The organism is Amycolatopsis deserti (assembly GCF_014653945.1).
In the GTDB taxonomy this organism is placed as follows: Bacteria; Actinomycetota; Actinomycetes; order Mycobacteriales; family Pseudonocardiaceae; genus Amycolatopsis_E; species Amycolatopsis_E deserti.
Genome location: NZ_BNAU01000003.1, coordinates 124,328 through 150,873 on the forward strand (window position 1 = coordinate 124,328; position 26,546 = coordinate 150,873).

Annotated in this window: 25 protein-coding genes; 7 read left to right on the forward strand and 18 right to left on the reverse strand. The window is 70.4% G+C overall.

Annotated elements, in window-relative coordinates; genetic code table 11:
• Positions 1-51: 51 nt before the first annotated feature.
• The 3 genes from glmM to rplM all read right to left on the reverse strand — a co-directional run bounded on the left by glmM (position 52) and on the right by rplM (position 2,559).
• Positions 52-1,386, reverse strand: a complete 1,335-nt coding sequence (gene glmM / locus IE290_RS15310) for a phosphoglucosamine mutase (RefSeq protein ID WP_191245277.1) — start codon at positions 1,384-1,386, stop codon at positions 52-54.
• 211 nt (positions 1,387-1,597) lie between these two features.
• Complete coding sequence (gene rpsI / locus IE290_RS15315; protein ID WP_191245278.1) at positions 1,598-2,092, reverse strand: 30S ribosomal protein S9; 495 nt, start codon at positions 2,090-2,092, stop codon at positions 1,598-1,600.
• A gap of 14 nt (positions 2,093-2,106) precedes the next feature.
• Positions 2,107-2,559, reverse strand: coding sequence for a 50S ribosomal protein L13 (gene rplM / locus IE290_RS15320; protein ID WP_017986650.1), 453 nt, complete (start codon positions 2,557-2,559; stop codon positions 2,107-2,109).
• A 232-nt stretch (positions 2,560-2,791) separates the two neighbouring features.
• Here rplM and IE290_RS15325 point away from each other — a divergent pair, with 232 nt between their 5' ends.
• Complete coding sequence (locus IE290_RS15325; protein ID WP_191245749.1) at positions 2,792-3,649, forward strand: hypothetical protein; 858 nt, start codon at positions 2,792-2,794, stop codon at positions 3,647-3,649.
• A 680-nt stretch (positions 3,650-4,329) separates the two neighbouring features.
• Positions 4,330-4,608: a DUF4333 domain-containing protein gene (locus tag IE290_RS37865; RefSeq protein WP_229874516.1), complete on the forward strand. Its 279-nt coding sequence runs from the start codon at positions 4,330-4,332 to the stop codon at positions 4,606-4,608.
• A gap of 50 nt (positions 4,609-4,658) precedes the next feature.
• On the opposite strand, the gene IE290_RS15335 is transcribed toward IE290_RS37865, so the two are convergent.
• The 4 genes from IE290_RS15335 to eccCa form a co-directional block, all read right to left on the reverse strand.
• Entirely contained in the window at positions 4,659-4,940 is a 282-nt protein-coding gene (locus IE290_RS15335) for a WXG100 family type VII secretion target (protein WP_373300458.1), read from the reverse strand.
• Between the two features lie 65 nt (positions 4,941-5,005).
• Complete coding sequence (locus tag IE290_RS15340; protein WP_191245281.1) at positions 5,006-5,323, reverse strand: WXG100 family type VII secretion target; 318 nt, start codon at positions 5,321-5,323, stop codon at positions 5,006-5,008.
• 163 nt (positions 5,324-5,486) lie between these two features.
• Positions 5,487-7,415, reverse strand: coding sequence for a type VII secretion-associated protein (locus tag IE290_RS15345; RefSeq protein WP_229874517.1), 1,929 nt, complete (start codon positions 7,413-7,415; stop codon positions 5,487-5,489).
• Between the two features lie 70 nt (positions 7,416-7,485).
• Positions 7,486-11,496, reverse strand: a complete 4,011-nt coding sequence (gene eccCa, locus IE290_RS15350; protein WP_191245282.1) for a type VII secretion protein EccCa — start codon at positions 11,494-11,496, stop codon at positions 7,486-7,488.
• Positions 11,497-11,805: 309 nt separating this feature from the next.
• Between eccCa and eccD the strand changes: the two genes are divergently transcribed.
• Together eccD and mycP are read left to right on the forward strand one after the other, a co-directional pair.
• On the forward strand, positions 11,806-13,170 hold the full coding sequence (eccD, locus tag IE290_RS15355; protein ID WP_191245283.1) for a type VII secretion integral membrane protein EccD: 1,365 nt from the start codon (positions 11,806-11,808) through the stop codon (positions 13,168-13,170).
• Positions 13,171-13,193: 23 nt separating this feature from the next.
• Positions 13,194-14,639 (forward strand): type VII secretion-associated serine protease mycosin, encoded by a 1,446-nt coding sequence (mycP, locus tag IE290_RS15360; RefSeq protein WP_373300459.1) that lies wholly within the window; start codon positions 13,194-13,196, stop codon positions 14,637-14,639.
• Between the two features lie 605 nt (positions 14,640-15,244).
• Here the strand turns inward: mycP and eccB are convergent.
• Complete coding sequence (eccB, locus tag IE290_RS15365; RefSeq protein WP_191245285.1) at positions 15,245-16,867, reverse strand: type VII secretion protein EccB; 1,623 nt, start codon at positions 16,865-16,867, stop codon at positions 15,245-15,247.
• 183 nt (positions 16,868-17,050) lie between these two features.
• On the opposite strand from eccB, the gene IE290_RS15370 reads away from it, so the two are divergent.
• From IE290_RS15370 to IE290_RS15380, 3 genes are read left to right on the forward strand one after another with little or no spacing between them, the layout of a single operon-like run.
• Positions 17,051-17,311 (forward strand): hypothetical protein, encoded by a 261-nt coding sequence (locus tag IE290_RS15370; RefSeq protein WP_229874519.1) that lies wholly within the window; start codon positions 17,051-17,053, stop codon positions 17,309-17,311.
• A gap of 23 nt (positions 17,312-17,334) precedes the next feature.
• Positions 17,335-18,513, forward strand: coding sequence for a type VII secretion protein EccE (gene eccE / locus IE290_RS15375; RefSeq protein WP_191245286.1), 1,179 nt, complete (start codon positions 17,335-17,337; stop codon positions 18,511-18,513).
• A complete protein-coding gene (locus tag IE290_RS15380) occupies positions 18,510-19,232 on the forward strand; it encodes a hypothetical protein (RefSeq protein WP_191245287.1) in 723 nt (240 codons plus the stop codon). The genes eccE and IE290_RS15380 overlap by 4 nt, the downstream gene beginning before the upstream one ends.
• A gap of 169 nt (positions 19,233-19,401) precedes the next feature.
• Here IE290_RS15380 and IE290_RS15385 read toward each other — a convergent pair whose 3' ends face one another.
• The 10 genes from IE290_RS15385 to infA form a co-directional block, all read right to left on the reverse strand.
• Positions 19,402-21,384 (reverse strand): HEAT repeat domain-containing protein, encoded by a 1,983-nt coding sequence (locus tag IE290_RS15385; protein ID WP_191245288.1) that lies wholly within the window; start codon positions 21,382-21,384, stop codon positions 19,402-19,404.
• A gap of 66 nt (positions 21,385-21,450) precedes the next feature.
• Positions 21,451-22,287, reverse strand: coding sequence for a tRNA pseudouridine(38-40) synthase TruA (truA, locus tag IE290_RS15390; protein WP_191245752.1), 837 nt, complete (start codon positions 22,285-22,287; stop codon positions 21,451-21,453).
• A 65-nt stretch (positions 22,288-22,352) separates the two neighbouring features.
• The gene (gene rplQ / locus IE290_RS15395) at positions 22,353-22,931 is read right to left on the reverse strand and encodes a 50S ribosomal protein L17 (RefSeq protein WP_191245289.1); all 579 of its coding nucleotides are present in this window, start codon (positions 22,929-22,931) and stop codon (positions 22,353-22,355) included.
• A 78-nt stretch (positions 22,932-23,009) separates the two neighbouring features.
• The gene (locus tag IE290_RS15400; protein WP_017986635.1) at positions 23,010-24,077 is read right to left on the reverse strand and encodes a DNA-directed RNA polymerase subunit alpha; all 1,068 of its coding nucleotides are present in this window, start codon (positions 24,075-24,077) and stop codon (positions 23,010-23,012) included.
• A 91-nt stretch (positions 24,078-24,168) separates the two neighbouring features.
• On the reverse strand, positions 24,169-24,774 hold the full coding sequence (gene rpsD, locus IE290_RS15405; protein WP_020417571.1) for a 30S ribosomal protein S4: 606 nt from the start codon (positions 24,772-24,774) through the stop codon (positions 24,169-24,171).
• A 23-nt stretch (positions 24,775-24,797) separates the two neighbouring features.
• Entirely contained in the window at positions 24,798-25,199 is a 402-nt protein-coding gene (gene rpsK, locus IE290_RS15410) for a 30S ribosomal protein S11 (protein ID WP_017986633.1), read from the reverse strand.
• A 19-nt stretch (positions 25,200-25,218) separates the two neighbouring features.
• Positions 25,219-25,425 (reverse strand): hypothetical protein, encoded by a 207-nt coding sequence (locus IE290_RS15415; protein WP_017986632.1) that lies wholly within the window; start codon positions 25,423-25,425, stop codon positions 25,219-25,221.
• Positions 25,422-25,802 (reverse strand): 30S ribosomal protein S13, encoded by a 381-nt coding sequence (rpsM, locus tag IE290_RS15420; RefSeq protein ID WP_094003910.1) that lies wholly within the window; start codon positions 25,800-25,802, stop codon positions 25,422-25,424. Before rpsM ends, IE290_RS15415 begins: the two co-directional genes overlap by 4 nt.
• Positions 25,803-26,010: 208 nt before the next feature.
• Entirely contained in the window at positions 26,011-26,124 is a 114-nt protein-coding gene (gene rpmJ / locus IE290_RS15425) for a 50S ribosomal protein L36 (RefSeq protein ID WP_004558882.1), read from the reverse strand.
• A 32-nt stretch (positions 26,125-26,156) separates the two neighbouring features.
• Positions 26,157-26,378, reverse strand: coding sequence for a translation initiation factor IF-1 (gene infA / locus IE290_RS15430; protein WP_005443304.1), 222 nt, complete (start codon positions 26,376-26,378; stop codon positions 26,157-26,159).
• Positions 26,379-26,546: the final 168 nt, after the last annotated feature.

Genomic DNA, 26,546 nt, shown 5'->3' on the forward strand with positions numbered 1-26,546 from the left:
TCCGTGTCGTGCACAGAATGTACCCAGGGGGTACGACAGTTCGCAGTCGGTTCAGGAGACGGACGAGACCACTCCGGCGAGACGGTCGGCCGCGGCCTGCGCGATCTCCTGCGCCGGCGCCTCGACCATCACCCGCACCAGCTGCTCGGTGCCGGACGGGCGTAGCAGGACGCGGCCCTCGTCGCCCAGCTCGGCCTCGACGGCCTCGACCGCCTCCCGCACGGTCTGCGACTTCGCCACCGTCGCCTTGTCCGAGACCCGCACGTTGACCAGCACCTGGGGCAGCTTGCGCATCACCCCGGCGAGCTCGGCCAGCGGCTTGCCGGTGGAGGCGACCCGGCTCATCACCCGCAGCGCCGTCAGCAGGCCGTCGCCGGTGGTCGCCAGCGCGGGGAACACCACGTGACCGGACTGCTCGCCGCCCAGCGCGTACCCGCCCGAACGCAGCTCCTCGAGCACGTACCGGTCGCCGACGGCGGTCGTGCGCAGGTTCACCTTGTGATCGCGCATCGCCAGGTGCAGACCGAGGTTGCTCATCACCGTCGCGACGAGGGTGTCGTGCGTCAGCTCACCGGCCTCGGCCATCGCCAGCGCCAGGATCGCCATGATCTGGTCGCCGTCCACCAGCTCGCCTGAGGCGTCCACGGCCAGGCAGCGGTCGGCGTCACCGTCGTGGGCGATGCCCAGATCGGCGCCGTGCTCGACCACCATGGCCTGCAGCTGCTCCGGGTGCGTGGAGCCGCAGTTCTCGTTGATGTTGATGCCGTCCGGTTCGGCGTGGATGGCGATGACCTCGGCACCGGCCTTGCGGTAGACCTCGGGCGCGGCGAACGAGGCCGCCCCGTTGGCGCAGTCGACCACGATCCGCAGGCCGGTGAGCGGGTGCGGGGTGGCCGCGAGCAGGTGGTCGGTGTAGCGGTCGATGGCGTCGGCGACGTCGCTGACCCGGCCGATCTCGGCGCCGGTCGGGCGCGGACCGTCGCCGGTCAGGCCGGCCTCGATCTCGTCCTCGATGCCGTCCGGCAGCTTGTGCCCGCCGGAGGCGAAGAGCTTGATGCCGTTGTCCGGCATGGGGTTGTGGGACGCGGAGATCATCACGCCGAGGTCGGCTTCGAGGGCGCCGACCAGGTAGGCGACGGCGGGGGTCGGCTGGACGCCCACGCGCAGGACGTCCGCACCGGCCGACGCGAGGCCCGCCACCACGGCGGCCTCCAGCATCTCACCACTGGCCCGCGGGTCGCGCCCGACGACGGCCACCGGGCGGTGCGAGCGGTCGTGCGCGGCGAGCACGCGGGCCGCGCTGGCCGCCACGGACAGCGCCAGCTCCGGCGTCAGCTCCCCGTTGGCCAGACCTCGAACCCCGTCGGTGCCGAAAAGGCGAGCCATCTCATCCTCTCCTCGAGCCGTGCAACCCCGACAACCTAGCGTCCTCCGGTTCGACGGTAACGCTGCCCCGTGACGTCGTCGCCAGGGTGCGTTCCGCTGGAAGAATGCCCTTTTCGCGCGTGACGAACCCAGCCGGTGTGTCACCTTGCCGGGAACGACGAAGGCGCCCACCCGGAACCGGATGGGCGCCTTCGAACGAGCTGAGCGCGGGTCAGCGCTTGCTGTACTGCGGGGCCTTGCGGGCCTTCTTGAGGCCGTACTTCTTGCGCTCGGTGGCACGCGCGTCGCGGGTCAGGAACCCGGCCTTCTTCAGCGCGGGACGGTCGTCGGCGTCGACCTCGACCAGGGCGCGGGCGATCGCCAGGCGCAGCGCGCCGGCCTGGCCCGAGATGCCACCGCCGGTCAGGTTGCCGAAGATGTCGAACGAGTCCGGCTTCTCGACGGTCACCAGGGGCTCACGGATGAGCTGCTGGTGCACCTTGTTCGGGAAGTACTCCTCGAGGCTGCGCCCGTTGAGCTTGAACTTGCCGGTGCCGGGGACGAGCCGCACGCGGACGACGGCCTCCTTGCGGCGGCCGACGGTCTGGGCGGAGCCACCGGCAGCGCGCGACGGCCGCGGCGCGGCCGGCGTCTCGCTGGTCACGACCGCCTCGGTGGCCTCAGGGGCCTCGGTGGCCGCGGAGGCCTCGGTCTCGGTGCTGGTCACAGACACTTCCTCACTCACTTGGCGACCTGCGCGATCTTGGTGATCTGGAACGGCTGCGGCTGCTGCGCAGCGTGCGGGTGCTGCGGGCCTGCGTAGACCTTCAGCTTCTTCGCCTGGGCGCGGCCGAGCTTGTTCTTCGGCAGCATGCCCTTGACGACCTTCTCCAGCAGCCGGTCCGGCCGCGTGTCGAGCAGCTCGCCGAACGAGCGCTTGCGCAGACCGCCCGGGTAACCGCTGTGCCGGTACGCGAACTTCTGGTCGCGCTTGTTACCGGTCAGACGGACCTTCTCGGCGTTCACGATGATGACGAAATCACCGGTGTCCACGTGAGGTGCATACGTGGGCTTGTGCTTGCCGCGCAGCAGCGTGGCGACCTCGGTCGCGAGCCGGCCGAGCACGACATCCTCGGCATCGATCACATGCCAGGCACGGGTGACATCGCCAGGCTTAGGGCTGTACGTGGGCAAGGGTCTACCTCGTGGTCAACGGTGCGTTTGGGGTCGAGTGCGTACCCAGCGCGAACGCTTGCTGCACGCACAACGACATATAAAGATACCCGCCGGGTTCGGCGACCTTGAAAGCGGGGTGGTCCCGGCTTACATACTAGGGTTACGCGCAGTCGACAACACGGTTTTTCGCCTGGAGGGGGCCACCGGCGTGTCCGCGCGAACGAGATCCAGACTACCGAGGTTGACCGCGGTGCTCGCCACGGTGGGCCTGCTCGCCGGGTGCGGCAGCGCACAGGCCGGGACGCCCGTGCCGGACGGCGAGGACGCCGCGGCGTACGTGAGCGCGAAGTTCGACGACACGCTCAACAAGCTGTCCGACCAGTTCAGCGCCAACGAGACCCGCAAGACCCGGCTGGACCAGGTGGTCCGGTTCGACGAGAGGCGCCTGAACGCGACGATCAGCGCCGTGCAGCTGGGGCACCCGCCCGCCCGGCTGAGCCGCAACCACTCCAACCTCGACTCGAACGAGTACCTCGACGTCTACCACCCGGCCAACAGCCCGGTCGAGTACATGCTGCTGGGGCCCGTGTACGCGAGCCTCGCGCCGACGCCGTGGGTGCAGATGCCGTACACGTCGGGCCAGTACAACGAGTGCTTCTGGGAGGGCGCGCAGACGGTCTGCAAGATGCTGGGCGCCGTGCAGGACTCGGTGGAGGACGGCCACGGCGCGAAGCGGGCGAACAGCAAGCCCGACGGCAGCGTCGAGCTGATGGCGGAGGTCACGCTGACGGCGTTCATCGACAACGACGTGGTGACCTTCCCGGCGGCGATCGCCTCCGAGCTGACGGCCGAGATGAAGGCGCAGACGCTGCAGACGCGGGTCGCGCTGGACCCGCAGGGCAAGCTCACCGAGATCGAGATGACGGGCAAGATCACCGGCAACGGGCACGAGCTGGAGATCGACTACCACTACCGGCTCGACGGCACGCCCTCCGAGGTCGACCTGCCCAAGATCCCGGACCCGTCGCAGGTCACGGTGCTGGCGGACAGCGCGGCGGTGGCTGATTTCTACGCCCGGATGGATGACATCCAGGGGCAGGGTAGGTGAGTGGCGTGAACCAGCCGCAACAGCCCGGGTGGCAGCCGTGGGGATCGGCGGGGTCTTCGGAGGAGCAGGGGGCCTCGGGGGCGCAGGTTGGGAACACCGGGCAGCCGGGCGAGCAGAACTGGGCGCCTGGGGCGTACGGCCCGCACAGCAGCGCACAGCCCGGGCAAGGCGGGGGTTACTCGCAGCCCGGGGCGAGTGGGGTCGGCGGGGCGGCGCCGCAGGGCTGGGCTCATTCCGGCCAGCCCGGCCCCGGCGCGACGAGCGGCCCGGTGCCGCAGCCGTGGAGCCAGCCCGGCGGCGCCGGGCAGAGCGCGGCAGGTCCCGGTCCGGCGAGTGGGCCGATGGGACAACCGTGGAACCCGTCCGGGAGCGGTCCGGCGAGCGGGGCGACGCCTCAACCGTGGGGGCAACACACCAGCGGTCCGGCGAGCGGGGCGACGCCCCAACCGTGGGGGCAACACACCAGCGGTCCGGCGAGCGGGCCGACACCCCAACCCTGGGGGCACGGCACTGGCGCGCCGCCGCAGTACCCCGCCACCGGCCCGAGCCAGTCCCACAACCCGCCCAGTGGGCCTCAGCCGCAGCAGGGTGAGCAGTGGCAGCCGAGCTACGGGGGGTTCGGTGCGTTCGCTCCGGAGAAGGCCAAGCGCTCCAAGAAACCGCTCCTGATCGGGCTCGCGGTGGTGGTTCTGCTCTGTGGCGGTGGGGCCGGCGCCTGGCTGCTCGGCGCGTTCCAGGGCGACACCCTCGACCAGGCCGCCGTCCAGGACGGGGTCCTCAAGATCCTCCGCGAGGACTTCGGCGAGGGAGACGTCAAGAACGCCCAGTGCCCCGAGGACCAGCCCGTCCGCACGGGAACCACGTTCGAATGCACCGTCACCGTCGCGGGACAACCGAAAAAGGTGACCGTCCGCGTTCTCAACGACCAGGCCCAGTACGAAGTCGGAATGCCGCGCTGACAAACGGAAAAAGGGCCCCGGCGCGCAGCCGGGGCCCTTTCGACGAATGATCAGCCGCCGAACATCTTGGTGATGCCGGTGTCCGTCGTCTGGTAGCCGTCGGCGATCTGCGGCAGCGCGGTGGCGATCCGGGCGAGGAGGGCCTTCATGTCCTCCAGCGCGCGGTTCCACTCCTCCTGGCGGTCGTGCCACGCCTGCTGCGCGTCACCCGTCCAGGAGTTGGTCAGCGGAGCGAGATCCGACTTCAGCTGCGTGAAGAGGTTCTCCAGCTCACCGCCGGTCTTGTTGCAGTCTTCCGCCGCCTGGTGGATGGTGGCGTAATCGACCTTCATCGGGCCCGACATGATTGTCCTTTCTGGTCTGGAAGTCAGGTGGGAGAACGGCGCTCAGGCCGCGATCACAGGCCTTCGAGAGCGGCCTGGAGCGAGCTGAGCTGCTGGTTGACTTCCTGGTCCTGCACCTCGTACTGGACACCGGAGGACTTCAACATCTCGCCGATGTGCTCGAGCGCGTCGTTCAGCTTCGCCGACTTCTGCCCGAACGCGTCCATGACCTCCTGGAACACCTTGGCCGCGGGGCCGGTCCAGCCCGCCTGCGTGGCCTCGATGTTGTTGGCCAGCTGCATCAGGTTCTGGTCCATCGCCAGCTTGGCCTCGGACACCTTCAGGTGCGCGGCCGCAAATTCTGCCGGATCCCCTTCAAAGCCGCCTGCCATGAGGAACTACCCCCTTCGTCGTGGTGTCGTCCGTAATGATCCCAACCGCCTTACGGACCTACGACGACGACCTTGCCATGGGCGGTTCCGCCTTGTCCCGCTCTTCCCGGAAGTAGTTGCGAGAGTGAATGCCGCGCTCACCCGGACGAGTGGGCGAGCGATTTCACGTCCTGATGTTGAGCGTCCGGATCACCTGGGTGCAGGCGCCGTCGACCCGCCCGCGCGCGTTCTCGTTCGCGTACACGCATCCGACGTTCACCTGGACCTTGCCCTGCGCGAGGGCGTACCAGTCGATCGAGGCGTTCTGGCCGGGCAGGACCTGGTGGTAGAAGATGACCTTCCGGCCGGCGTAGGTCGCGTCCGGGTTGAACCCCGAGTACTGCGACGGGGCGGCCATGATCTGCGACCGCAACTCCCCCACCAGCCGGCCGGGATCGGCCGACGCGTCGTAGGACAGCGCGTGTTCCTGCACCGACACCGAATCGAACTGCTGCTGCGCGTCGTCCGGCTTGATCAGCGTCTCCCGCAGATCGGGATCGCCACCGGTCTGCGTCCAGTCCTGCGGCGCGTTGAACTGGTAGTGGTACTGCGCGACGACTTTCCCGGGTGGCTGCTCCGGCTCCCCGTCGGCGTTGAGCGCCAGCAGCAGCCCGGCGACCGCGGCCGCGACCAGCACCACCGCACCGCCGATGATCCACGGCAGCTTGGGCTTCGTGCGCGCCGGCGTCGCGGGGATCCCGCGCGGCGGCGAACCCGGTCCCGAACTGTGCGGGGCCGGGCTGTGGTGCGCGGGGCGCGGCGGGCCCGGTGGCGGACGGCGCACTCCCGGCGCCTGCCGCGGCACGGTGGGACCGCTGAACCCGCCGGGCGGGGTGGGCGGCCGGGGCGAGAACCCGGGACGCGGCGCGTTCGGGTTGCGCACGACCTCCGTGCGCTGGTCGGCGAGCTGCCGGGCCGGCACGCGCGGCGGTGGCGCGGACGGCGCCTTCTGGACGGCGAGCAGCGCACCGCGGGCCACGACCGTCTCCGGCTGGTCCAAAGTGGTCGGTACGACACCGGTGCGCTCGTGCACCAGCCGGGAGATCATCGGGATCCGGCTCGACCCGCCCACCAGGAAGATCGCGCTGAGCTGCTTCGGCCGCAGCTCGGCCTCCTCGATCGCGGCGCAGGTCAGCTCGACCGCGCGCCCCAGCGGCGCGGCGACGAGACGCTCCAGGTCCTCCCGGGTGACGTGCGCGTCGGCGAACGGCGGCGGCATCGGGACGTCGGTGTAGGCGTGCCGGGACAGCGTTTCCTTCGCGCCGCGGACGTCCTGCCGCAGCACGCGGCGGCGGCGCCGGTCGGCGAGTTCGCGGCCCTCGACGAGCTGGCGCCACGCCTCCGGATCGGCCGACGACACCAGGCCGCCGACGTGCTCCAGCAGCAGCTGGTCGACGTCGGCGCCGCCGAAGCTCGGGTCACCGCGGGTGGCGAGCACCTGGAAACCGCCGCGGTGGCCGGGAACGCGGCTCACCACGCTCACGTCGACGGTGCCGCCGCCGAGGTCGAGCACGGCCAGCGTCGCGCCGGGGCGGTTGCTGATCTCGACGGTGCGGTCGGAGTTGATCTCCTCGGGCGCGAACGTCGCGGCGTGGAAGACCGCGGCCGCGACCGGTTCCGGCACGAGCGTGACCTCGCGGGCCAGGCCACCGGCGGCCTGGCGCAGCAGCCGGGTGCGGACCGCCCCCCAGTCGGCCGGGTGGGTCAGCACGAGCAGGTCGACCTCGGCGTTGCCGGCGAGACGGCGGGCCTCGGTGACGGCCCGATCGAGCACCGCGCGCACGACGTCGGTGACCCGCAGGACCCGGTCGCCGAGCAGCAGTTCGCCCTCGTCGATGCGGCGCTTCGGGTTCGGCTCGTAGCGCGAGGGGTCCATCGCCGCCTGCCGGTCGGCCTCCTGCCCGACGAACAGGGTGCCGTCCGCCGCGGCGTACACGGCTGAGGACATGAGCGGCTGCCCGTCGACGACGACCACCTGCGGCGGCCGCCCGTTCAACGCGGCCACCACGCAGGTGCTCGAGGTCCCGAAGTCCACAGCGACGCGCAGGGTCACGAGGCGCCCCCGCGGCGCGCGGGCACCGGAGCCGGGCCACGGCTCCCGCGCCCGGGTACGACCGTTCCGATCAGTCCGGCTGGATCCACGACACCTGCATCAGCTGCTTGCCGACCTTGCGGCTCACCAGCACACCACGGCCGGGCGGCATCGCGGACGGCTTGACGTTGCCCAGCAGCTGGCCCTCGTCCTTGCTGCCGTTCATCACGATGCCCGGCGCCGCGATCTCCTTCAGCTTGCCGATGATCGGGTCGTAGGCCGCCCGCGACGCACCACCCGTGCGGCGCACCACGACCATGTGCAGGCCGACGTCCTTGGCCTGGGCCAGGAACTCCGACAGCGGCTTGAGCGGGTTGGACGTCTGGGTGGCGACCAGGTCGTAGTCGTCGACCACGATGAACAGCTCCGGGCCCTTCCACCAGGACCGGTTGCGCAGCTGCTCCTGGGTGACGTCCGGCCCCGGCAGCCGCCGGGTCATCGACCCGACGATGTCCTTGACCATGCCGTCCAGCTGGTTGGCCGACACCGCGTAGCCGAGCAGGTGGTTGCCCTCCACGAACCCGAGCATCGTGCGCCGATAGTCGACCAGCACGATGACCGCTTCCTTGGCCGTGTACCGCTCGGTGATCCCGCGCGTGATCTGCCGCAGCAGGTTCGTCTTGCCGGACTCGCCGTCGGCGAAGGCGATGAAGTGCGGGTCGGCGTCGAAGTCCAGGTAGACCGGCGCCAGCTCGTCCTCGTTGATGCCGATCGGGATGAGCTTGGTGTGCCGCTGCTTGTCCATCGAGAGCACGTCCTCGTAGGACACCATCTCCGGCAGCAGCCGCACCTGCGGGGCCGGGCGGCCCGGCCACGCGGCCTTGATCTTGGCGACCGCGTCCGCGACACCCGCACCGACCGTCTCCGGATCGCTGGAGCCGTCGATCCGCGGCAGGCCGATCAGCATGTGCAGCCGGTCGCGGGTCAGACCGCGGCCGGGGCGGCCCTCGGGCACGTTCACCGCGACCCGGCGGTCGATGTCGGACTCGCTCGGGTCACCGAGCCGCAGCTCGAACCGCGTGCCCAGCATGTCCTTGATCGCCGGACGGATGTCGGCCCACCGGTTCGCCGAGATGATCACGTGCACGCCGTAGGCCAGACCGCGCTGGGCCAGCGCGGTGATCTGCGGCTCCAGCTCCTCGAAGTCGTCGCGCAGGGCGCGCCAGCCGTCGACGACCAGGAACGCGTCACCCCACGGGTCCTGCTCCGGGGTGATCTCGCCGCGCCGCTTGCGATTGCGGAAGTCGGCCATCGAGTCGATGCCCAGCTGTCCGAACAGGCCTTCCCGCGCGTTGGCGAGCGCGTTCAGCTCGGCCACGATGCGGCGGGCCTTGTCCGGCTCGCGCCGGGCCACCGCGACACCACCGACGTGCGGCAGCTCGGACAGGCCGGCGAGCGTGCCACCACCGAGGTCGATGCAGTAGAACTGCGCCTCCTCCGGGGTGTTGGCGAGCGACAGCGACATGATCAGCGTGCGCAGCAGGGTCGACTTGCCCGACTGCGGGCCGCCGACGATCACACCGTGACCGGCCGCGCCGGAGAAGTCCGCCCACAGCGGGTCGCGCCGCTGCTCGAACGGCCGGTCGACGATGCCGATCGGCACCTGCAGCTTGCCGTTGCCGAAGAAGCCCACCGGCGACAGACCGCGGTCGTCGGTCGGGTTCAGGTTCGGCAGCAGCGTGTCCAGCGAGTTGGACTCGTCCAGCGGCGGCAGCCACACCTCGTGCGCCGGCGGGCCTTGGCCGACCAGGCGGTTGACGATGACCTCCAGCTCGGTGGGCTCGGTGCCCTCCTCCTGCTGCGGCCGGGGCGCGGCCTCCATGCGGACGGGCTCGGGCTCCGGTTCCGGCGGCAGCTCGACGTAGTCGGGCACGAACAGCTGCGGCCGCTTGTCCGCGCGCACCACGTTGGCGATCGGCCCGGCCGCCTGCATCCCCGCCGGCCGGTACGGACCGGACACATAGGACGCCTTGAAGCGGACCATCGTGTTCGTGTCGTACTTCAGGTACCCGGAACCCGGGATCGAGGGCAGCTCGAACGCGTCGGGAACCCCGATCGCGGCGCGGGATTCCGCGGCGGAGAACGTCTTCAGGCCGATCCGGTAGGACAGGAACGTGTCCAGACCACGCAGCTTGCCCTCCTCCAGCCGCTGCGAGGCGAGCAGCATGTGCATCTGCAGCGACCGGCCGACGCGGCCGATCTGGAGGAAGATGTCGATGAAGTCCGGCTTGGCCGTCAGCATCTCGGAGAACTCGTCGATGCAGATGAACAGCGCGGGCAGCGGGTCGAGGTCGGCGCCGTTCTCACGGGCCTTCTCGTAGTCCCAGACGTTCTTGTAGTTGCCCTTCGCGAGCACTTCCTGGCGGCGCGCGACCTCACCGGCGATCGCGTCCTTCATCCGGTCGACCAGCGTCAGGTCACCGGCCAGGTTGGTGATCGTGGCGGCGACGTGCGGGGCCTTGTCCAGCCCGAGGAACGTCGCACCACCCTTGAAGTCGACCAGGATCATGTTCAGCGTCGTGCTGGAGTGCGTGGCCAGCAGGCCGAGCACCAGCGTGCGCAGGAACTCCGACTTACCGGAACCGGTCGCCCCGATGCACAGGCCGTGCGGGCCCATGCCCTCCATCGCGGCTTCCTTGATGTCCAGCTCGACGGCCTGCCCGAACTCGCCGATCCCGAACGGGACGCGGTAGCGGTCGCGCACCGGCCGCGGCCGCCACGCCTGCTGCACGTCGAACGTCATCGGGTCGCCCGGGATGCCGAGCAGCTCCAACAGCGTCGGGTTGGACAGCAGCGGCTCGTCCTCGCTGGCCTCCTGCGCGGCGCTGCCGACGCGGTAGGGCGCGAGCTTGCGGGCCAGCGCCTCGCACTCGACGACGCTGAGGGTGTCCGGCTTGCCGAACCACTCGATGCCGCCGCCGCTGCGCGCGCCGACCCGCTCCTTCTCCACCACCAGGCGCAGGCCGCGGCGCGCGGCGAGGTTGCCCAGCGAATCGGACAGGTCGATCAGCGTGACGCCGACCAGGCCCTCCTCGAGGATGATCTGCTCCTCGCGGGTGACCTCGGCGTCGTCCAGCACGATCACGATGTGCGGCTGGTCCGGCGACGGCGTCGCGTTGCGCGAGAACCGCGGCCGGTCGCGCAGCTCCGCGTCCAGCCACTGCTCGATCTGCGCGAGCGAGCCGGCCATCATCCGCAGCTGGCCGATGCCGTCGGCCAGCTCCGGGTGCTGGACGTGCGGCAGCCACTTCGCCCACTCCCACTCGGCCTTCGCGCGCCCTGTGGTGGCGAAGGCGAGCAGCACGTCGTCACAGCTGTGGAAGGTGACCAGCTGGGCCAGCATCGCCCTGGTCAGACCGCGGGTCAGCTCCTTGTCACCGCTCAGGCTCACCGCCGCGAAGCCGCGCAGCGTGATCTGGGTGGGCAGGTCGGGGACGATCGAGTGGGCGCGCACGAACCGGCGCAGCGCCAGCGTCGCGATCGGCTCCAGCTCGTCGACCGGTCCGGTCTGCGGCGGCACCAGGCGCGTGGCCAGCCGGTGCGAGCTGCGGCCCACGCGCAGGTGCAGGAAGTCCTGGTCGTTCTGGCGGCGCTCCCACATGCGGCGGCTCGCGGCCAGCGACCACAGCGCCTGCGGATCCGGGTGCACCCACTCCAGCGACGCGCGCTGCTCGGCCATCGCCTCGCGGGCCCGCTCGCGCATCTGCCCGAGGTACCGCAGGTAGTCCTTGCGGTCCTCGTTCATCTCGGCCTTCTTGGCCCCGCCGCTCTTGCCGCCGCCGGCGAACATGCCCCCCATCGACATGACCATCATCAGCGGGAACATCAGGGTCAGCGGGCTGCGCGCGGCCGCACCGCCGGTGGTGAACATGACCACGACCATGCCGAGCGTGGCCACGATCATGACCACCGGCATCATCTTCTGGACGACGTTGCCCGGGATCGTGCGGGGCACCTCGGGTGGCGGTTCGAGGTGGACCTCACCACCCGGTGGGCGCGGCGCAGCAAGCCTTGGTGACCTCTTGAACTGCAGCGTGCTCACCGAAGGGTCCCCTCTTCAACTCGATCTCGCCTGCTCCTCCAGCGCCCACACGGTAGCGAACAACGACCCCTTCCGAGGTCGAGACCGCCCAACCCGGCACCGATTGCCCGAATCCACCCCCGAGGCGGAGCCAGGTGCAGTAATACTAGGACCGCCCACCGACAGTCCGGAACGATCCGCGGGCGCACGTTGGGCAGGAATTCACGGGCAGCGGCTGCCGCGGACACGGTCGTTCGGTATAAGTAGCCCGCAGCATTCTCTCGGGTAGGGGGCAGGCAAGTGGCAACGGGCACGACGGTATTCAGCAGGGTGACGGTGGTCGCGCCCCGCACCAGGATCGACGTGGCGCTGCCCGCCGACGTCGCGGTCGCCGACCTGATGCCGATGCTGCTGGACATGGCCCGGGAGAAGTCGCCGGACGGCGGCGCCCGCCACGGCGGCTGGGCGCTGGCAAAGCTCGGCGACGCGCCGCTGGACCCGAGCCGCACGCTCGCCTCGCTCGGCATCGTCGACGGCGACCTGCTGCAGCTGCGCAAGCGCAACGACAACCCGCCGCCGCCGCTGTACGACGACGTGGTCGACGCGATCGCCGACGCCCAGCCGGACACCTTCCGGCCGTGGACCAAGGAGACCGCGCGCCGCATCGGCCACATCGCGGGTGGTCTGGCCCTGTTCACCGCCGCGCTGGCCCTGTTCTTCGGCGGCCCGCTGTTCGGCGGCAACGGCCTCGCCGCCGCGCTCACCGCGGGTGTGGCCGCGATCGCGTGCCTCGCGGTCGGCGCGACACTGGCGAAGGCCTACCAGGCCGAGGCGACCGGTGTGGTGATCGCCGCCGCGGGCGGCCTGCCGTTCGCCTTCGTGGCCGGCTTCTACGCCGTGCCCGGGCTGACCGTGCGCGCGAACCTGCTCCTGGCCAGCGGTCTGGTGGTGATCCTCGCCGCGGTCGCGATCATGATCATGGGCGCGGGCATCACGACGTTCATCGCCGCCGCCACCGCCGGGGTGATCGGGGTGATCGCGTTCACCGTCGCGACCCTGATCGCGCACCCGGCGGCCGGCATCGCCGCGGGCACCGCGGCCGGCGCGCTCGCGCTGATCTCGCTGCTGCCGCGCGCGACGATCTGGCTGGCCAAGCTGCCGCTGCCGCACGTGCCGGGCACCGCCGAGGAGCTCAAAGAGGACACCACGTTCCCGGACTACACCGAGATCGAGCGCCGCACGGCCGTCGCCCACAACTACATGACCGGTCTGCTGATCGGGTGCGGCAGCGCGACCGCGATCGCCGCGATCATCACCGCGACCGCGCCCGGCGTGTGGGGCATCCTCACCGCGGCCGTCGCGACGATGGTGCTGCTGCTGCGCGCCCGCTCCTACGCCAACGGCAGCCAGGCCGTGGCGCTGCTGACCACCGGGATCGTCTCCGGCGCCGGCATCCTGCTCGGCTGGCTGGGCACGCAGACCCCGATGGGCCGCCTGCTGTGGGTGTTCGGCGTGCTGGTGATCATCGGGGCCGGTTCGCTGGTGGTCGGCGTGGTGTTCCCGAACCAGCGGTTCTCGCCGCCGCTGCGCCGCACCGTGGAGATCTTCGAGGCGATCTGCATCGCCACCGTCCTGCCGCTCGCGCTGGCGGTCATGGACCTCTACGCCACGCTGCGGCACATCTCGTTCGGCTGAGCATGACTCGAGGGGGAACTCGCGTGCGGAGACTCGGTGTGCCCGGCCGGACGGCGACCGTCCTGCTGGCGGCGTCGATCGGCGTGCTGGCGACCGGCACGGCGCAGGCGCAGACGGGCGGCACCGGCTCCGACGGGTACTGGGCGGTGCCGCCGCCGTTCGTCGCCAGCTACCTGCCCAGCGACAACGGTGGACGCAACAGCTTCGACTACCAGCAAAAGAACGCCTGCGTGACGCGCGACCTCGGGCAGAAAGAGGTCATGCTGCGCGAGAAGCCGTGGGGCCAGCAGTACCTCCAGATCGAAGAGGCCCAGCAGCTCGCGCGCGCGAGGACCGGGTCGGCAGGCGGCGGGATCCGGGTCGCGGTGATCGACACCGGGGTCACCCAGCACCCGTACCTGCCCCGCCTCGAGGGCGGCGGCGACTACGTCTCGGCCGGTGACAACGGCCTCAACGACTGCGACGGTCACGGCACCGAGGTGGCCGGGATCATCGCGGCGCAGACCCCGCAGGACCAGATCGGGTTCACCGGTGTCGCGCCCGATTCGACGATCGTGTCGATCCGGCAGTCCAGCCAGAACTACGCCAAGCCGGATGCCCAGGGCGGCACCAGCGGGCAGCAGACCGGCGGCCGCCAGCAGAACGACGCCAACGGCGCGGGCACCACGTTGTCGCTCGCGCAGGCGATCGTGCGCGCGGTGAACCTGAACGTCGACGTGATCAACATGTCGGTGGACAACTGCCGCCCCGCGGACGGTTCGATCACCGACGGCGAGCGGGCGATCCAGGCCGCGGTGCGGTACGCGGTGGACCGGAACGTGGTGGTCGTCGCCGCGGCGGGCAACACGTCGGAGACCTGCCCGCAGAACGACCAGCCCGACCCGAACCGGCCGCGATCGATCGTGACGCCCCCGTGGTTCGCCGACGACGTGCTGTCCGTGGCGGCGATCGACGAGACCGGCGGGGTGGCGCCGTTCAGCGTGCACGGGCCGTGGGTGAGCGTGGCCGCGCCGGGCACGAACATCATCTCGCTGGACCCGTCGAAGGGCTCGTCGCAGCTGGCGAACCAGACGATCGAGAATGACAAGGCGACGCCGATCCAGGGCACGAGCTTCGCGGCGCCGTACGTGGCCGGGGTCGCGGCGCTGGTGGCGGCGCAATACCCGCAGCTGACGGCGCGGCAGATCATGAACCGGATCCGGGTGACCGCACAGCACCCGGGCGCACAGGGCGGGCGGGACAACTTCACCGGTTACGGCGTGGTGAACCCGGTGGCGGCGCTGACCGCGATCGTGCCGTCGGAGGAGGGCCTGGCGGCGAACGCCGGGCGGCAGCTGCCGTCCGGACTGCCGGAGGCGAACCCGAAGAACTGGACACCGATGATCGTGGCGCTGGCCGGCACCGGCGGCGGCCTGGTGGTGTTGCTCGTGGTGATGTTCGTGATGCGCACGATCCGCCGCACCCACTGACGGCGGCAGCGCCGTGCCCTTGATCTTTGAACCAACCCGGAGCTGGGTGGTCATCCCGTCGCCTGACACCGGAACGATCACCTTGAGCCAGGGCCGCAACCCAGGCTCTCTCCGGCGGCCGAAGATGCCAACCTTGCGGCCCTGGCTCAAGGTGATATGCACAAACCGGAAGGCGACGGGATGACCACCCAGCTCCCACCCACCCGAGGTGAGACGACAACGGTCCCCCGTCATCCCGGAGCCTGCCCGTCCGGCGAGGACATCTCTTGATCTTTAGAAGTGACTTGAGGCAGGCGAAGAGCCCGCCCTGCGGGCGGTGAAAAGAGCGCCTCACGGCGCCAAAGGTCACCTTACGACCACCCCCGCCCCCGATGCCTGATTGTGTTTCAGTCGCCGAGCAGACGTGTCAAGGCGGGAAAGAGTACCTTGACACGCCTGATCGGCGACCAAAGATCGGCTGTGGATCGGGGGCGGGGGAGGTCTGGTTGGGGTAGTCGGTGGCGTTGCGTTGCCGGCTTGCGGTTTGTGTTGTGGTGCTGGGAAAACAATGAAGAAACAGAACAGCCCCCGCCTTTCGCGCGGGGGCTGTTCTGTCCTGTGTGGACCTAGTTCCTGGACGCTCCGGTTCCACCGGTCGCTTGTTGCTGCTGCGTCGGGAAGGTTCCCGCGTTCGGGGAGACCGGGACCGAGTCGTAGCTCCGCTGCGCGTCCTGCACGTTCAGCGACGCTCCGGTGGGCAGCAGGCGCACGATGGCGTCCGGGGCGGGCCTCGGGTCGGTCAGGCCCAGCGCGTTCGCCGTGTTCGCGTCTGGCACCCCGTACCGCAGGCCCCGGTCGGTCACCAGCGAGATCGGGCCCGTCTTGAACGACTGCTTCGACGTCGCCGATCGGATGACCGCTCCGCGGCCCGGGGGCATGTAGAAGTTGTCGATCTTCAGGCCGTCCGGGCTCGGCTGGCCGATCTGGATCAGCTTCGCGTCGGCGGGAACCGGGAGCTGCGTGCCGACGTAGACGGCCGTGTGCTGGTCCTCCGTCGTCGGGTCGCCGGGGTTCACCACGTTCCAGCCCAGGCAGGTCACCGGCGTCTGCGTCGGGTCGAGGACCGTCGGCAGCTTGGCCGGCATGGTGTCCACTTTGAGCGCGTCCGCGTCACCGGGCTGGATCTGCCGGATGCTGCTGATCACGTCCGGCCGCACCTCCTGCGGGCGCGGGGCGGCGTTGGAGTCGGACGAGAACCGGATCAGGTCGGCTACCGCCGGGGACACCCGCTGGATGCCGTTTTGCAGGATGACGTAGTTCACGCTGGTGCCGTCCGCGAACGGCACCGCGAACACGTCACCCACCGAGAGGCTGAAGTTCTCCAGAGCCGAGAACTGCGACGGGCTGCCCTGCCCGGGGATCGAGGGCGGCGTGAACGGCGTCACCTGCGGGATGGCGTTCAGCAGGCCGATCGAGATGCGCCGCGCGTTCTGCGGGTTCAGGCCCAGTGCCGTGTAGACACCGGCGCGCTTCGGGTCCAGCTCCGCCCGCACCGTGTTCGCGTTGGGCTGGTTCGGGTTCCGCTCCAGGCGGTAGATCAGGTACGGCTTGTCGTTGTCGCCGACGGCCAGCACCGCCTCGTCGTCGCCCAGCTCACGGCCGGGGTTCGGCACACCGGCGAGCACCGTCGTCGCGTTCGTGGCCTGCTGCAGGGCGAGCTGGCTGGGCAGGTCGGACCGGATGGTCAGCTGGTCGCACACCGCCCAGTCGTCGGAAACCCGCTGCGACGTGGTGGGCAGCAGCTGCGGACCGTCCACAATGCCCGTCAGCCGTCCGCGCGGGATGTCCTTGAGCTGGTCGTCCGGCACCACCGACGGCTCCACCGCCGACGTCGCCGCCGCGTTGCCCTGCCCCGACTGGGACATCAGCAACAGCCGCGCCGAGGCCAGGTTGAAGGTCGGGACCAGCTGCTTCGGGTTGCCGGTGACGACGTAGATCGCGCCGGACTCCTTGCCGATCACGATGTTGCCCGAGTCCGGCACAGCCGGCTTCGGGCTGATCAAGCCGAAGATCACGAAGCCGACGACACCGAGCAGCGCCAGGATGAAGCCCACGATCGTCGCTCTGCCGTGGGTCCGCATCGGGTCGTGGAGCATGACCGAGTCACGCCGGACCAGCGCGGACTGCATGCGGCGCAGCACGAACTGGTAAGCGTGAACTTGCGATTTCGTTGTCGGTGTTGACGGCATTCTCGACCTACTGCTCCCCGAGTCGCGGTACGGTTCCGCAGGATAGCGGTACGGGAACTCCGCCGGTGTGGGTTTGTCCCAACTCCGGTTAGGGTCGGGTTCCCGGCCGACCGGCTTGCCGGGATCGCTGTAGGTACGAGGGGAAGAACGAGCGGATGTCCGTCACCACTCCGCCACGTCCGGGTGGGCCTCCGGGTTCGCCGCCGCCGAGGGGCCGTCCGCCGGGTCCGCCGCCGCGCGGCGGTGTGCCGGGCGGGCCGGGAGGACCCGCCGGACCGCGCGGCCCGCAAGGCCCGGGTGGACCTGGTGGCCCCGGTGGACCTGGTGGTCGCGGTCCGGGTGGACCGGGTGGTCCCGGTGGACCGGGTGGACCCCCGCCGCCCGCGCAGCCGCCCGCGGAACGTCCGGCGCCGGTCGCTCCCCCGGCCCGCCGCCGCGTGCTGAACACCCGGCTCGGTCCCGTCCCGGTGACCAACCTCGTGGTGCTGGAGATCGGCCTCGCGATCGGGCTGATCCTCATCGCGATCAACGAGTCGCTGCTCTACGTCGGCATCGGCGTGCTCGCCGCCGCCCTGATCATCGCGATCCTGCGCTGGCGCGGTCAGTGGTTCACCCAATGGGTTGGACTTACGCTGCGCTACTCGTTCCGCAACCACGATCGGGTGTCGACGCCGCCGAAGCCCGACGCCCAGGCCATCGCGACCGGCGACGTGTCCGTTACCGGCCCGGAGGACGTGCGCGTCAGCCTGCTGCGGCTCGTCGTGCCGGACCTCGTGGTCGCCCACGGCAAGGACCACGAGCTGCAGGAGGTCGGGCTCGCCTGGCACGACGGCACGTGGACCGCGGTCCTGCTCGTCGAGCCCGCGCCCGCGCTGATCACCCAGGCGGGTGGCGCGCCGAGCCTGCCGCTGTCGGCGCTGGCGCCGTGTCTGGAGGACCGGGGTGTGGTCCTGGACTCCATCCAGGTGATCTGGCACTGCTACCCGGGCAGCGCGGCGCTGCCCGCGGACTCGCCCGCGCTGACGTCCTACCTGGAGGTCCTCGGACCGCTGCCGGCCGCGGCGCGGCGCACCACGTGGGTCGCCATCCGGCTGGACCCGCGACGCTGCCCGACCGCGATCCGGGAACGCGGCGGCGGCGTGGTCGGCGCGCACCGCGCCCTGATCGGCGCGCTGTCCCGCGTGCGCAACGCCCTCGAGTCGCAGGGCGTGCCGACGCGCCCGCTCAGCCCGGACGAGCTGCTGCGGGCCGGGATCTCGGCCGCGGAGCTGACCGCGGCGGTCGCCGGCGGCGCGAAGGTGAGCATGAAGGAGAACTGGACCAGCGCGACCGCGGCCGGCATCGGGCACGCCAGCTACGCGATCACCGGCTGGCCCAAGGGCAAGATCACCACCACGCTCAACGCCTTGACCAGTGTCCGCACGCTGTCCTCCACGGTGGCGATGTCCATCTCGCCCGCGGACGACGAGGGCAAGGTCGGCCTGCGCGGGGTGGTGCGGCTGAGCGCGCGCAACCCGCGTGAGCTGGACACCGCCGACGAGCGGCTCAACTCGCTCGCCGAGCGCGTGGGTGTGTCGCTGACCCCGCTGCGCGGCCTGCAGATCGACGGGCTCGCCGCGACCATGCCGATGGGAGGCACCGCATGAGCCTGCGGCTTCGTGACCCGGGCCGGAACACGGGTGTGGCGCCCGAGTTCGTCGTGGACCCGGTGCTGCTGGACGCGGTCAGCCCGTCCGGTGACCGCGGCGGGATCGTGGTCGGCTCGGGTCTGAAGGGCGAGCCGCTGACGATCTCCGCGCTGCGTGCCGCGCCCACCCGGATCGTGCTGGTGGGTGGTCTGTACCTGGCGCGGCAGGTGGCGCTGCGGGCGATGGCGGTCGGCGCGTGGGTGACCATCGCGACCGGGCGGCCGGCGGCGTGGCAGGTGCTGCCGAAGGCGGCCGGGAACCAGCCGAACGGGCGACCGTCGCCCCTGGTGACCATTCGCAGGCTCTCGCCGGTCGAGATGCCGCGCCCGTCGGAGGACGCGCCGCTGCTCGTGGTCACCGACGGCGGGCCGACACCGCAGGACCTGTTCCCGCCACGGTCGCCCTGGCACACGACGGTCTACGTGCTGCCGTACCTGCACCCCCAGGCAACGACGATCGCGAACGCCGCGGACGTCGTGCTGATGCAGCGCCTGCCCGCCGGACAGGCCGAGCTGGCCGCGCGCATCTGGCGGTTGCCGCCCCAGATGATGCGGCAGCTGACCACGCTGAAGGACGACCAGGTGGTGGCACTGGGCCAGAACCTCTGGCGACCGTTGCGGCTGGTCACCACGCCCAAGGAGCAAGCACTGCTAGGCCCAGTCCGCCGCGGCGACTGAGCCCGAGACGAGGAGCTGCCCCGGCATCCCGTCGTCGCCGCTGCGCTACCTGCGGGGCGGCACTCGGACCCGTGGCGGCGGATCCCGCCGGGTTTCCCGCTCCTGCCGGACGTCGCGTCTGCTCCGCGTCCGGCAGGGGCCGGCCCTGCGCGGGAGCTCGGCGCTCGCGTCAGCTCTCGATCGACGCCAGCGCTTGCGCGCACAGCCGGACCCATTCGGCGTCCTGCGCCACCGCTTTCAGCTCGCCGGTCCAGATCTGCCGCACGTCGGTCGTCATCGTCCGCCGGAGCATCGGCAGCGCGGCTTCGGCGCCGATCTCCGCCAGGCACCGGACGGCGTCGCCGCGTGCGGTGGCCCTCTCTTCCTTGATCGGGTCGAACTCCGACTTCGCCGAAACGCGCGGGATGACCGCTCCGGCGCCGGCCCGCACCCCGAGGTCCCCGCTTTCGAGGTGTCGCAGGAGCGCGGGCACGACCGGTTCGGCATCGAGGTTCACCCGCCAGTAGGCGATCGCCGCGCGCGTCGCGATCAGGCTGTCCTCGCTCGCGACGAGGTCGCGGACCGCGTCGGCGAACTCCGCGCCCGCCGATCCCAGTTCCGCGAGCAGTGCCAGCGCCCGAACCCGATCGTCCGACTCCAGGCCCGTCCTGATCAAGGGCAACGCCTCGGCGGCAGTACCGCTGATCCGGAAGACGGCCCGCGCCGCCTCGATCCGCACGTCCGCCGCTTCGTGGTCGAGCAGGGCCCGCAGGTCCGGCAACGCCACGGCTGCCACCGGACCGAGCTCACCCAGCAGGCGGCAGAAGACTTCCGGGCGTGGGCGACGCCCCGGCAGGGCGTGGACGCGGGAGTGGATGCGGGCACGCAACGCGGCGACGACGTCGTTGATGTCGGAGTCGCCTGCCGTGCTCATCCGGGCCAGCGCTTTGACGGCACCGAGGTGCAGTTCACCGTCCTCAGCGAGGACGACATGGCGCAGCAGCTCCCGACGGCAGGTAGCAGCGGCCCACGGACCGAGACGCTCCACCACCTGCAGGTCCAGGCGCAACCAGTCGATGTCGGGGGCGGCCAGCTGATCGGCCACGTAGGACCCGACCCGGGTGTCTCGCATCTCGCACAAGGTCGCCAACGCGAAGCTGGTGGCGGTCAGGACGTCGGAGTCCCAGTCCTTCCCACGGTGCGTCTCGATCAGAAGCCACAGGTCGTCCGCCGCGACCGCACCACCCGTGCCCGCGTGCGCGAAGATCTCCAGGATGCCTCGAGCAGTCCACCGCGACGACGCATCCGCGTCGGGGTTGAGGCACTGCGCCAGCCCGGGCGCCAGGCGCGCGAGCGCCGGCCGCCAGGCCTTGATCGCGAAGGCGGCCCCCGGAATCGCCATCCGGCGCGTGGCGGCGTCCTCGTGGGCCAGCCAGGAGTCGAGCAGTGCGACGAGTAGCTCCCACTGCCCGTGCAGACGCTCACACAGGAACGTCACCGCGTCGTCGCCCACCACCGGCATCAGGGCGAGCAGTGGGATCGAGGCCGCCAAATCCCGGCAGGCCGCCTCCACCGGCGGCCGGGGTGCGATCAGCGCGGCCACCAGACGGGGCAACGGCTCCGGATCCGCCAGCCACCCGTCCAGCAGCGGTGCGGTCGGTGCGCCAGTCATCTCGACCGCCAGCATGAGACAGGCGCGGACCACCGGGCTCGGATCCTCCCGGCTGCGCCGCTCCATCACCGCCACTGCCTGGGAGCCGCGTGGCACGCCCGCTCCAAGCAGGTGCGCCGCCCTGGCCCGGATCTCCGCGTCGGCGGTGGGATCGTCCAGGAGCAACCGAAGGTAGGCGGGCGCACCGTCGAGCACCGCCTGCCAGGCGGCCGCGGCCCACAACCCCGTCGGCTCCTCCCCGTCCGGCGCGGTGTGCCGCTCGTTGATCTCGATCATGACGTCGAGCAGCGCAACCCGGTCGAGGGCGGGTACGTCGAGCAGCTCGATCAGGAACGGCAGCGCACGTGCGATGGGTTCGTGACCCTGGAAATCGTAGTCGTGCCACAGTATCCCGAGAAGGTCGTCCAGTGCTCCACCGTCACCGGCCGCGACTCGCCGAACGAGTTCGGGGACATCGAGACCGAACTCCTCCCAGTCGAGGTCGTCCACCTCGTTGATCACAGACGGATCGTATCGGCGCACCCGTCCTGTGGATACCTGTGGACAACCCTTGTGGATTGTGGATAACTAGCTCGCCTCGGACGCCGCGCGCATGTTGCGCGTCTGCTCGGCCCGTGCCGCGAGCTCCTCGTCTGGCGGGTAGTCGACCCCGATCAGCGTCAGGCCGTGCGCCGGGGCCACCGCGCTGTCCCGCACTCCCCCGCGCAGCAGCTCCGCCGGCCACTCCACCGGGCGACGGCCGTCGCCGACCAGGAGCATTGCTCCGACCAGGCTGCGGACCATCGAGTGGCAGAACGCGTCCGCCGAGACCTCGGCCTCCACCACGTTTTCGTCGATCCGGCGCCACGCGAACCGTTGCAACTCGCGGATCGTCGTGCCGCCCTCGCGCTGCTTGCAGAACGCTGCGAAGTCCCGCAGGCCCAGCAGCGCCTCCGACGCCTGGTTCATCGCCGTCAGGGACAGCGGTCGGCCCCACCCGAGCGTGTCGAACCGGCGCAGCGGGTCCACGCCCCATGGCGCGTCCGACACCCGGTAGCGGTAGTGCCTGCGGATCGCGGAGAACCGGGCGTCGAAACCCTCCGGCGCGACCCGCGCGTCCAGCACCCGCACGTCGCCGGGCAGGAACCGGTTCCAGCGGTGCCGCATCCGCTCGAGGTCGGGAATCCCCCGCTCGTCCACCGCCAGCCGCCCGGCCGGCCCGGACAGCGGCACCACGTCCACGTGCACGACCTGCCCGGTCGCGTGCACACCGGCGTCCGTGCGACCGGCCACCACGACCGACTTCGGCACCGCGGCCCCGGGCGGCTGCTTCGCCAGCGCCTCCTCCAGCAGGCCCTGCACCGTGCGGCGGCCCGGCTGGCGGGCCCACCCGGAGAACTGCGTGCCGTCGTAGCTGACGTCCAGGCGCAGACGAACGAGCCCGCCCTCCCCGGAGGGAGCAGCGGGCTCGTCGCGTGGAACTTCTGCCGTCAGGACTCGTCCTTCTTGGCGTCGTCCTTGGCCTCGGCAGCAGCGTCGTCGGCACCCTCGGCCGGCTCGGCGGTCGCCTCGGTGGTGGCCGACTCGGGCGCCTCGGCGTCCTGATCGTCGGCCGCCTCGGCCTTGGTCTCCTCCACCTCAGCCGGAGCCGCGGCAGCCTCGTCCTTCGCGAACTTGGTCTTCCGCGCCTTCTCCGCCTCCGAGGTGACGGTCTTCTCGGACACCAGCTCGATGACCGCCATCGGGGCGTTGTCGCCCTTGCGCGGCAGCGTCTTGGTGATCCGGGTGTAGCCGCCGTTGCGGTCCGCGAAGAACGGGCCGATCTCGGCCAGCAGCTTGTGAACCACGTCCTTGTCGCGGATCACGCGCTGGATCTGACGCCGGTTGTGCAGGTCGCCGCGCTTCGCCTTGGTGATCAGCTTCTCGGCGAGCGGCCGCATCCGGCGGGCCTTGGCCTCGGTCGTGGTGATCTTGCCGTGCTCGAACAGCGACGTGGCGAGGTTCGCCATCATCAGCCGCTCGTGGGCCGCGGATCCACCGAGACGGGGGCCCTTCGTGGGGGTGGGCATTGCTTCTCCTCGTAAATCCGGCCGCTTTCAGGCCGGCGCCCGCCCCGCACGCTCATCCGGCGGGGCGGGCTGCCGTCCTTACAGCTGCTCCGTCTCTGCGTAGTCCTGGCCGTCGTCGTGGCCGTTGTCCGACAGACCGCCGACACCCTCGGCGGACCAGCTCTCGCCGCCCTCGTAGGACGCGGCAGCCGCGGTGGGGTCGAACCCGGGCGGGCTGTCCTTCAGCGAGAGGCCGAGGCCGACGAGCTTCATCTTGACCTCGTCGATCGACTTCGCGCCGAAGTTGCGGATGTCGAGCAGGTCGGCCTCGCTGCGCGAGACCAGTTCGCCGACCGTGTGGATGCCCTCGCGCTTGAGGCAGTTGTACGACCGGACCGTGAGGTCCAGGTCCTCGATCGGCATCGCGTAGGCGGCGATGGTGTCCGCCTCCTGCGGCGACGGGCCGATCTCGATGCCCTCGGCGTCGACGTTGAGCTCCCGAGCCAGGCCGAACAGCTCGACCAGCGTCTTGCCGGCGGAGGCGACGGCGTCGCGCGGGGTGATCGACGGCTTGGTCTCGACGTCCAGGATCAGCTTGTCGAAGTCGGTGCGCTGCTCGACACGGGTCGCCTCGACCTTGTAGGTGACCTTCAGCACCGGCGAGTAGATCGAGTCGACCGGGATCCGGCCGATCTCGGCACCCGCCTGCTTGTTCTGCTGAGCAGGCACGTAACCGCGACCGCGCTCGACGACCAGTTCGATCTCCAGCTTGCCCTTGCCGTTCAGCGAGGCGATGTGCAGATCCTGGTTGTGCACGGTGACACCGGCCGGGGGCACGATGTCGGCCGCGGTGACCTCACCCGGGCCCTGCTTGCGCAGGTACATGGTGACGGGCTCGTCCTCCTCCGAGGACACGACCAGTTCCTTGAGGTTCAGGATGATGTCGGTGACGTCTTCCTTCACCCCGGGAACGGTGGTGAACTCGTGCAGCACACCGTCGATGCGGATGCTGGTGACCGCCGCGCCCGGAATGGACGACAGCAGCGTGCGCCGCAGCGAGTTGCCGAGGGTGTACCCGAAGCCGGGCTCCAGCGGCTCGATGGTGAACCGGGACCGGGTCTCGTTGATCGGCTCCTCGCCGAGGGCCGGTCGCTGGGAAATCAGCACTTTCTTCTCTTCCTTTCCTGCCGGCGCCCGCCATATGACGCCGAAAGGGATGGCGATGCGGCGGCGCGCGGGTGCGCGCCGCCGCTACCGATCACTTCGAGTAGTACTCGACGATCAGCTGTTCCTGGACCGGAACGTCGATCTGCGCCCGCTCCGGGAGCTGGTGCACCAGGATGCGCAGGTTGGACTGCACGACCTGCAGCCAGCCGGGGATCGGCCGGTCGCCGAAGGACTCCTTGGCGGCCACGAAGGGCAGCATCTGGAGCGACTTCGGCCGCACGTCGATGATGTCGAACTTCTCGACCTGGTAGCTGGGGATCGTCACCTTCACGCCGTTGACGGTGAAGTGACCGTGCGCGACCAGCTGACGCGCCTGACGCCGGGTCCGGGCCAGTCCGGCGCGGTACACGACGTTGTCCAGACGGGACTCGAGGATCTGCAGCAGGTTCTCACCGGTCTTGCCGGGGCGCCGCGCGGCCTCCTTGTAGTAGCGGCTGAACTGCCGCTCGAGGACGCCGTAGGTGTAGCGAGCCTTCTGCTTCTCCTGGAGCTGAAGCAGGTACTCGCTCTCCTTGACGCGGCCGCGGCCGTGCTGGCCGGGCGGGTACGGGCGGCGCTCGAAAGCCTGGTCGCCGCCGACGAGGTCAACCTTGAGGCGCCGCGAGATGCGAGTCGCGGGGCCGGTGTAGCGAGCCATGTGTTGTTACTCCTCCCCGTTCCTCAGACCCGGCGCCGCTTGGGCGGGCGGCAGCCGTTGTGAGGCTGCGGGGTCACGTCCTGGATGGTGCCGACCTCGAGACCGGCGGCCTGCAGCGAACGGATCGCCGTCTCCCGGCCGGAACCCGGGCCCTTGACGAACACGTCGACCTTCTTCATCCCGTGCTCGGCGGCCTTGCGGGCAGCGTTCTCGGCCGCCATCTGCGCGGCGAACGGGGTGGACTTGCGGGAGCCCTTGAAGCCGACGTGACCGGACGAGGCCCACGAGATCACGGCACCGTTCGGGTCGGTGATCGACACGATGGTGTTGTTGAACGTGCTCTTGATGTGCGCGTGGCCGTGGGCCACGTTCTTCTTTTCCTTCCGCCGGACCTTCTTGGCCCCGGCGCGAGCCTTGGGTGGCATGTTGGGTGGTTTCTCCTGCCTAGCGCGAGTTTTCGGTCTGAGCGGCGGCAGCGGCGGCCTCGCGGGCCTCCTGCTGGCCACGCCGGATCAGCGAGCCGGCGTCGGTGTAGAGCTGGCGAAGCGCCATCGGGCGGGCATACAGGGCCTTCGGCGAAACGCACGAATTGTTGCGGCGGCGCACCTGCCCGGCGCCGATCCGCACGACCTTCTTGCCCTGGACGCTCACTTCTTGCCAGCCTTCTTCTTGCCGGCGACCGTCTTCTTCGGACCCTTGCGGGTGCGGGCGTTGGTCTTGGTCCGCTGACCGCGGACGGGCAGACCACGGCGCCACCGCAGGCCCTCGTAGCAGCCGATCTCGATCTTGCGACGGATGTCGGCCTGCACCTCGCGGCGGAGGTCACCCTCGACCTTGAAGTTCTCTTCGATGTAGTCCCGCAGCTTGACGAGGTCGTCGTCGGACAGGTCGCGCACCCGGGTGTCCGGGTTCAGCGACGTCGCGGCGATGAGCTCCTTCGAGCGGGTACGACCGATGCCGTAGATGTAGGTCAGCGCGATCTCCAACCGCTTCTCGCGGGGGAGGTCTACGCCGGCGAGTCGTGCCATGGCGCTTGATGCTCCTTCTAGTGTTCGTCACTCCAGGTGTGCTCCCCGCCCGGTTCCGGGACCGACTCGCACGTCGTCCGGAGCACTTGCGTGTCCGGTGTCCCGGCCCCGGCCTGGAGTCCGGGGGTCGGCTGGGCCGCTCGCGCGGCCCGGCAGGTGCGGGGAGGGTATTCAGCTGTCCGTCCGCTCTGCGTGGTGCAGGCGGTGATCAGCCCTGCCGCTGCTTGTGCCGCAGGTTCTCGCAGATCACCATGATCCGGCCGTGGCGGCGGATCACCTTGCACTTGTCGCAGATCTTCTTGACGCTCGGCTGGACCTTCACGTCTCCTGCTTCCTTATGCGTTGCTCACCGTGTCACTTGTAGCGGTAGACGATCCGCCCGCGAGACAGGTCGTACGGCGACAGCTCCACGACGACCCGGTCCTCCGGGAGGATGCGGATGTAGTGCTGCCGCATCTTGCCGCTGATGTGTGCCAGGACCTTGTGACCGTTCTCCAACTCGACTCGGAACATCGCGTTGGGGAGTGGCTCGATGACCCGACCTTCGACCTCGATGGCCCCGTCTTTCTTAGCCATGTCCTCCGCGTTTCGTGACTGGGTAGAGCAGCGAAATGGGCAACTCTTGCGTTCAGCGGACACGCCGCACCGATCCCGAGGACCCGAGCATTTACGAGCACGTTGGAACCGGCGTGATGAGTACGCCGACTAGATAGTGTACGCAGCCTGTGTCGCACCTCGCGAGGC